Source organism: Stenotrophomonas sp. HMWF023, assembly GCF_003060985.1.
In the GTDB taxonomy this organism is placed as follows: Bacteria; Pseudomonadota; Gammaproteobacteria; order Xanthomonadales; family Xanthomonadaceae; genus Stenotrophomonas; species Stenotrophomonas lactitubi.
The window spans coordinates 18,855-25,760 of record NZ_QAIJ01000222.1 but is presented as its reverse complement, the minus strand read 5'-3'; the positions used below and the strand labels follow the sequence as shown (position 1 = coordinate 25,760).

General features: G+C 66.2%; 11 protein-coding genes and 1 other RNA gene. 9 read left to right on the top strand and 3 right to left on the bottom strand.

The genetic code is table 11. The features are described from left to right. Positions 1-17: 17 nt before the first annotated feature. On the bottom strand, positions 18-1,340 hold the full coding sequence (locus tag DBR20_RS12080) for an aminopeptidase P N-terminal domain-containing protein (protein WP_108266331.1): 1,323 nt from the start codon (positions 1,338-1,340) through the stop codon (positions 18-20). 5 nt (positions 1,341-1,345) lie between these two features. After that, a complete protein-coding gene (locus DBR20_RS12075; RefSeq protein WP_089236676.1) occupies positions 1,346-1,894 on the bottom strand; it encodes a YecA family protein in 549 nt (182 codons plus the stop codon). Positions 1,895-2,047: 153 nt separating this feature from the next. Here DBR20_RS12075 and DBR20_RS12070 point away from each other — a divergent pair, with 153 nt between their 5' ends. The 8 genes from DBR20_RS12070 (at position 2,048) to DBR20_RS12035 (ending at position 6,379) form a co-directional block, all read left to right on the top strand. Next, complete coding sequence (locus DBR20_RS12070) at positions 2,048-2,269, top strand: TIGR02449 family protein (protein WP_025874200.1); 222 nt, start codon at positions 2,048-2,050, stop codon at positions 2,267-2,269. Beyond that, on the top strand, positions 2,266-2,562 hold the full coding sequence (locus tag DBR20_RS12065; RefSeq protein WP_100553461.1) for a cell division protein ZapA: 297 nt from the start codon (positions 2,266-2,268) through the stop codon (positions 2,560-2,562). The genes DBR20_RS12070 and DBR20_RS12065 overlap by 4 nt, the downstream gene beginning before the upstream one ends. Before the next feature lie 97 nt (positions 2,563-2,659). After that, positions 2,660-2,845, top strand: a non-coding RNA gene (gene ssrS, locus DBR20_RS12060) — 6S RNA. An 83-nt stretch (positions 2,846-2,928) separates the two neighbouring features. Further along, positions 2,929-3,522, top strand: a complete 594-nt coding sequence (locus DBR20_RS12055) for a 5-formyltetrahydrofolate cyclo-ligase (protein WP_108266327.1) — start codon at positions 2,929-2,931, stop codon at positions 3,520-3,522. Continuing rightward, a complete protein-coding gene (locus tag DBR20_RS12050; RefSeq protein ID WP_108266326.1) occupies positions 3,519-3,998 on the top strand; it encodes an EVE domain-containing protein in 480 nt (159 codons plus the stop codon). The genes DBR20_RS12055 and DBR20_RS12050 overlap by 4 nt, the downstream gene beginning before the upstream one ends. A 24-nt stretch (positions 3,999-4,022) precedes the next feature. Further along, entirely contained in the window at positions 4,023-4,670 is a 648-nt protein-coding gene (rpiA, locus tag DBR20_RS12045; RefSeq protein ID WP_108266325.1) for a ribose-5-phosphate isomerase RpiA, read from the top strand. Positions 4,671-4,691: 21 nt separating this feature from the next. After that, a complete protein-coding gene (locus DBR20_RS12040; protein WP_108266324.1) occupies positions 4,692-5,138 on the top strand; it encodes a DUF192 domain-containing protein in 447 nt (148 codons plus the stop codon). A 395-nt stretch (positions 5,139-5,533) separates the two neighbouring features. Further along, a complete protein-coding gene (locus tag DBR20_RS12035; RefSeq protein ID WP_089236681.1) occupies positions 5,534-6,379 on the top strand; it encodes a SirB1 family protein in 846 nt (281 codons plus the stop codon). Positions 6,380-6,450: 71 nt separating this feature from the next. Here DBR20_RS12035 and DBR20_RS12030 read toward each other — a convergent pair whose 3' ends face one another. After that, positions 6,451-6,675 (bottom strand): rubredoxin, encoded by a 225-nt coding sequence (locus DBR20_RS12030; RefSeq protein WP_025874193.1) that lies wholly within the window; start codon positions 6,673-6,675, stop codon positions 6,451-6,453. Positions 6,676-6,709: 34 nt separating this feature from the next. On the opposite strand from DBR20_RS12030, the gene DBR20_RS23070 reads away from it, so the two are divergent. Further along, positions 6,710-6,906 (top strand): thiamine phosphate synthase (locus DBR20_RS23070; protein WP_258223325.1); only part of this gene is annotated, 197 nt, incomplete at its 3' end.

Below are 6,906 nucleotides of genomic sequence, written 5' to 3'. Positions count from 1 at the left end.
AGCCCTGCCGAAAACCCTTACCCCGCCGTCAACGCTTCGATCTCGTCGGCGCTGCGCGCCAGGCCTTCGGTCAACACCCGATGCCCGTCGTCGGTGATCAGCACGTCATCTTCGGTGCGAATGCCGATACCGCGCCAGCGCGGCTCCACTGTTGTGTCGTCCACGCCGATGTACAGCCCCGGCTCGATGGTGAATGCCATGCCCGGCTCCAGCAGGCGTGAATCGCCAGCCAGGCGGTAATCGCCTACGTCGTGCACATCCAGCCCGATCCAGTGCCCGGTCTTGTGCCGGTAGAAACGCTGGTACAACCCTTCGGCAAGATTCTTTTCCAGCGTGCCCTTCAACAGGCCCAGCTGCAGCAACCCCTCGGTGAGGGTCTGCACCGCCGCCAGATGGCCCATTTCGTACGCCACGCCTGGTTTGGCCTGGGCCAGTGCCGCCGCCTGCGCCGCGCCCACCAGATCATGCAGCGCGCGCTGCTCGGGGCTGAAACGACCGTTGACCGGGAACGTGCGGGTGATGTCACTGGCATAGCCACGGAACTCGGCACCGGCATCGATCAACACCAGTTCGCCGTCGCGCGAACGCGCGTTGTTGTCGCGGTAATGCAGGACGCAGGCGTTGCGGCCGGCGCCGACGATGCTGCAGTACGCAGGCACCGCGTCGTTGGCGCGGAACACCCGCTCAAGCTCGGCCTGCAGTTCGTACTCGTGGATGCCGGCCTTCGCGGCCTGCATGGCGGCACGATGCGCCAGCACACTGATGTCGGCCGCACGCTGCATCAGCGCCACCTCGGCACCGGACTTGAACAACCGCTGCTCGTGCAGCAGATGGCCCAGTTCCAGGAACTCATGCGGTGGCTGCGCACCATGGCGCACCTGCGAACGTACGCGGTTCACCCAGCCGATCAGCTTCAGGTCGAAATCCGCATCGCGGCCGAAGTGGTAGTACACCCGCGAACGCCCTTCCAGCAGGCCCGGCAGGATGTCGTCCAGGTCGGTGATCGGGTACGCATCGTCCATCGCGTACTGCGCCACGGCGCCTTCTTGGCCGGCGCGACCGCCATCCCAGGCTTCACGCTCGGGGTCGCGCTCGCGGCAGAACAGAATGGCTTCGCCGTGGCGGCGACCGGGAATCAGCACCAGTACCGCTTCCGGCTCCGGGAAGCCGCTCAGGTACTGGAAATCCGAATCCTGCCGGTACGGATAATGGGTATCGAGGCTGCGCACCTTCTCCGACGCCGCCGGCAGCACCAGGATCGCGTCTTCGCCCGCCATGTCCATCAGCTGCCGGCGGCGACGCTTGTACTCGCCGGCAGCGATGCCGGTGCGCTGCTTGATATCCATCAGTTCAGGCGCTGCCGATGGCGCGCGGCCAGCACCACGTCACCGTGCAGCAGCAGCACCGCCACGCGGATGAACTCTTCGATTTCCGACAGGGCTTCGTCGTCATCGTCACCGCCGGCTTCGAAGTCCTCGCTCGAGGCACGGGCCAAGCTGGCCAGGTCGTTCAGCGCCTCCTCGCCTTCTTCGGACAAGGTCGGGCGGTGGCCGCCACTGCCCAGGCCGAAGCCGCCCAGGAAAGAACGGGTCCAGCTGAACATGGCGTCCGCCTGCGCGGCCACGTCACTGCTGTCGGTCAACAGCAGCTCGAAGGCGAAGTCACGGTCTTCCAGCTGCTTGATGGTGGCCTCCAGCAACTGCGCCAGCGCACTGTCGGCAGCCACCTGCGGCAGATTGTCGTCGGCCAGCACGCGCGCCGGCCAGTCATTGCCGGGGGCACCGCCAGCGGCCAGCCAGCCGCACAGCCCGCCATGCAGCTCGGCAGCAGTGGCGCCCAGGCCCAGTTCCTGGCTGGCGCGGGTAACGTCGTCGACGGAGGGAAGTTCGGTCATCGTGCGGCTCGTTCGGAAGGGAAACTGCGGAGCGCGCACGCGCGCGCCCGTGAGCCGGGTAGTGTAGCAATCTGTCCGCCTGCTCTCCGTAGCCGCCGGGGCCTGCTGCGACAGTGCTTGACCGCCCTGACCCGGCTTGCCTATCGTGCGGGCATGGAACCCGCCGATCCCCTTGCCCAGCTGCAGGCCTTCGCCGCCCGTGTGGAGGCGTTGCTGGACCGCAACCAGCGGCTGGCCGAGGAGAACCGCAGCCTGCGCCACCAGCAGGAACAGCTGGTGGCCGAGCGCTCGACGCTGCTGGCCAAGAACGAGCAGGCGCGTTCGCGGGTGGAAGCGATGATCACCCGGCTCAAATCCCTGGAGCAGCACACATGAGTGCCGAACCGGTCAGCGTCCGCATCCTCGACCGTGAATACACGGTTGGCGTCGGTGGCGATGAACGCGACAGCCTGATGGCGGCCGCCCGCCTGCTGGACGCGCGCATGCGCGAGATCCGTGGCAGCAACCGGATGGCCGCCGTCGACCGCATCGCGGTGCTGGCTGCGCTCAACCTGGCACACGAACTGCAGCAGCTGCGCGATGAGAACGCCCGCCAGGCGGTGGCCCTGCAACAGACCCTGGCCGACCTGAACCGGCGCCTGGACCGGGCAATCGACAGCAGCACGTGAGAAAGGCGCGGAATGCGCCTTCTCTTTTCTGAATTGGCACGCACTGTTGCCGACGAACGGCCTATCCAGATCCTGCGTGCTGGCTATAATGGCCACGCGTTCTCTGCGGTACTCGACGGCATGTGCAAACATTCGCCTTGTCCCTTAAGAACGACACCGGGAGCGCGACAGCGCCGGGAGTGCAGGTCCGCCTTGCAGCGGGAAGCCCGATGGTTCTCCAACGTTCCCACTTGAGCCCGCGGGTTCAAGGTCGTTTCGCATGCATCGACATTGCGGAGAATGCAATATTCCAGCAAGGGCGGCGTCTTCGGGCGTCGCCCTTGTTCTTTCCGGCACAATGACGGCTGATCCTTGCCGCACGCTGCCATGACCGACCCGCGACAGGCCTTGCGCCACGACCTGCGGCAACGCCGCCGCGACCTCTCCGCCCCCGCCCGTATCGCCGCTGCCGAATCGCTGGCCGATGCACTGCTGACGTTGCCGTTCGCCCCGCACGAAGGCGCCGTGGCCGGCTACTGGGCGCTGGATGGCGAGATCGCCCTGCACCGCTGGCAGCTGCAGCTGCCCGACACGCTACGTTACTGCCTGCCGGTACTGCACGGCGACGTGTTGCGCTTCGCGCCCTGGCGCCCCGGCCAACCGTTGACCAGCAACCGTTACGGCATCCCCGAACCGGACATCGCCATCGAAGACACGCTGGAACCCGCGCAGATGGCCCTGGTGGTGACCCCGCTGGTGGGCTTCGATGCACAGTGCCGGCGGCTGGGCATGGGAGGCGGCTGGTATGATCGCAGCTTCGCCTTCCGCCATGATCGGCCGGCGCCACCCTGGCTGGTCGGCGCGGCATTCTCGGTGCAGCAGGTCGAGTCCTTGCCGGTAGCGTCCTGGGACGTGCCGGTGGATGCGATCTGCACTGAAGCCGGCACCCTGCTCCCTTCCGCTGCCCCCGTGAACGCATGACCGCCCGCAAGCGCTACTGGCTGATGAAGTCCGAACCGGACGCCTTTTCCATCGATGACCTGGCCAAGGTCAAGGTTGAACCCTGGAATGGCGTGCGCAACTACCAGGCACGCAATTTCATGCGCGATGGCATGCAGGTCGGCGACGGCATCCTGTTCTACCACTCCAACACCAAGGTGCCCGGTATCGTCGGCGTGGCCACGGTGGCCAGCGCGGCCTACCCTGATGACACCCAGTTCGATCCGAAATCCGACTACCACGACCCCAAGAGCACGCGCGAGAACCCGCGCTGGATGCTGGTGGACGTGGCCTTCGACCGCAAGCTGAAGCAGGTGATCGCGCTGGACGAGATCAAGCTGCACGCCGAGGAACTCGGCGAAGGCTTCCCGCTGGTTGCCAAAGGCAACCGCCTGTCGGTGTTCCCGGTGACCGCCGCGCAGTGGAAGCTGCTGCTGTCGCTGGAAAAGAAATCCTGATTCCCTGCCTGAGAGCTCCCCGCAATGTCTGAAGCCAAGCGCCTGGCCGCCGAAAAGGCCATCGAGTACGTCGAAGACGGCATGATCGTCGGTGTCGGTACCGGTTCCACCGTCGCCTATTTCATCGATGCGCTGGCCCGCATCCAGCATCGCATCAAGGGTGCGGTGTCCAGTTCCGAGCAGAGCACCGCGCGCCTGAAGCAGCATGGCATCGAGGTGATCGAGCTGAACCACACCGGCACCCTGTCGCTGTACGTGGATGGCGCCGACGAGTGCGATGGCAACAAGTGCCTGATCAAGGGCGGCGGCGCTGCACTGACCCGCGAGAAGATCATCGCCGAGGCCAGCGAGCGCTTCGTCTGCATCGTCGACCCGAGCAAGCAGGTGCCGGTGCTGGGCAGGTTCCCGCTGCCGGTGGAAGTGATCCCGATGGCACGCAGCCTGGTCGCCCGCCAGATCCGCGACATGACCGGTGGCCAGCCGACCTGGCGCGAAGGCGTGGTGACCGACAACGGCAACCAGATCCTGGACATCCACAACCTGCAGATCACCGATCCGGAAAAGCTGGAGCGCGAGCTCAACCAGTTGCCGGGCGTGGTCTGCGTCGGCCTGTTCGCACGTCGCCGTGCCGATGTGGTGATCGTCGGCGGCGAGCCGCCGGTCGTGCTCTGACCCTTTCGAAGGACCCTGACGATGTCGTTGCTGCGCTCACTGCTGATGCTTCCGCTGCTGGCCCTGACCGGCTGCGCCACCGATGCCGCCCGCCACTGGGTGGAACTTGACGGTGCGCGCTATGTCGTTGAACTGGCCACCAACGATGAAACCCGTGCGCGCGGGTTGATGTTCCGCGACCAGATGGCCGAGGACCACGGCATGCTGTTCGTGCATGACCGCGAGGAAATGCAGGCGTACTGGATGAAGAACACCAAGATCGCGCTGGACATCCTGTACTTCGACAGCGAGCGCAGGCTGGTGAGCCAGCAGCGCGACGTGCCGCCGTGCTCGGCCGGCGACATGTGTCCGCCCTACCCCAGCGGTGGCCCGGCGCGCTTCGTGCTGGAGCTCAACGCCGGCCAGGCAGAGAAGCTCAAGCTGAAGGATGGGACCGAGCTGACCTTCGGCCCGGGTATCGAGAAATAAGGGTTCGGCCGGGCTGCGCCCGGCACCTGCCGAATCAACATCAACGTCAAAAGCGGGCTATCCGTGGGTTGGCGTGGTGGGTCCGGTTGCGGGGGACGCCGTGAATCCATCCCTGGAGGCTCGGTCGCGCCTTGCTCGTGTGCGCCGTCCTGCGCACACGGCAAGACCGGGGTTGGGCGTCCTGCCCAACCCGCCCGAGGCATGCCTCGGGCCCATGGCGCTCACGCCCCCGCAACCGGACCCACCCCGCCTTCGACAGCATCCTGCTGCTGTTGGTGGATGTCGACCTTGGTCGACACGGTAGATCCACGCCATGCGTGGATGGGAAATCGGTGGGATGAGAAATTCACGCCGCACTGCTTGAAACCGCCCACGATTGCCGCCAGTCTGTGGACATGCAGGACCGGATTACACTCCCCGACTGGGATGCACTGGCCGCCTTCGACGACGAGGCGCTGCCACTGCTGCCGACCGCGCTGCTGATCGCGCGCGATGAATATCCCGATCTGCAGCCGTCGACCTACGATGCGCTGGTGCAGAGCCACGTCGAGCACCTGCGTGCCGAGGTGGACAGCATCGAGCACAGTCCGCTGAAGATGGCAGCCATCAACCGGCATCTGTTCGATGAGCTGGGTTACAGCGGCGACCACCAGGAGTACTACGACCCGCGCAACAGCTACCTCAACCAGGTCTTCGAGCGCCGTCTGGGCAATCCGATATCGCTGGCGCTGGTGCAGATGGAAGTGGCGCGACGGCTGGGCATTCCACTGGACGGCGTGTCATTTCCCGGTCATTTCCTGGTGCGCCTGCCGGTCGACGATGGCGTGCTGGTGATGGACCCGTTCAATGGTGGCCGCCCGCTGGACGTGGACGAACTGCGAGAACGCGCCAAGTCGCACCTGGGCGGGCAGATGCCCGACGACCAGGTGCTGGCGCAGATCCTTGATCCTGCACCGAGCCGCGCGATCCTGATCCGCATGCTGCGCAACCTGCATGGGGTCTATGCCGAGGCCAGCGAATGGGATCGTGCCGCGCGCAGCGCCGACCGCCTGCTCAAGCTCGCCCCCGAACAGGACGATGCCCTGCGTGATCGCGGCCTGGCCTATCTGCAGCTGGACTACCTGGCCGGCGCCCGCACCGACCTGGGCCTGTACCTGAAGCGCAATCCCGAGGCCAGCGACGCGCAATGGCTGCGCGAGAAGCTGATTGATCTCGGCGGGCCGGCACCACGGCTGCATTGAGGTTGTCCGGTGTGCGGACCGACGGTCCGCACCCACCGGCAGCGCCGGGCCATGCCCGGCGGCGATTGCGCTCAATCGATCTCGACCATCTCGAAATCGTCCTTGGTCACGCCGCAATCCGGGCATGTCCAGGTCTCGGGAATGTCTTCCCAGCGCGTGCCCGGGGCGATGCCCTCTTCCGGCAGCCCATCCGCTTCGCGGTACAGGAATCCGCAGACCACGCACATCCAGGTACGCAGGGTGGTGGGGGTGGCTTCGCTCATCGGATAATCAGGGCTGGATTCACGGGCCGCCATTGTCCCATCGCGGTCCACTCACCGGTAGCCATCGATGACTTCTGCTTCCCCGACGCCCCGCGGCGTCTACCTGATCACCCCGGATGAACCCGATACCGCCCGCCTGCTGGCGCGAACCGCGCCGCTGCTGGCCGCCGGTGCCACCTGGCTGCAGTACCGCAACAAAACCGCCAGCGATGCCCTGCGGCGGGAACAGGCCACGGCCCTGCAGGCCTTGTGCGCCGCCCATGG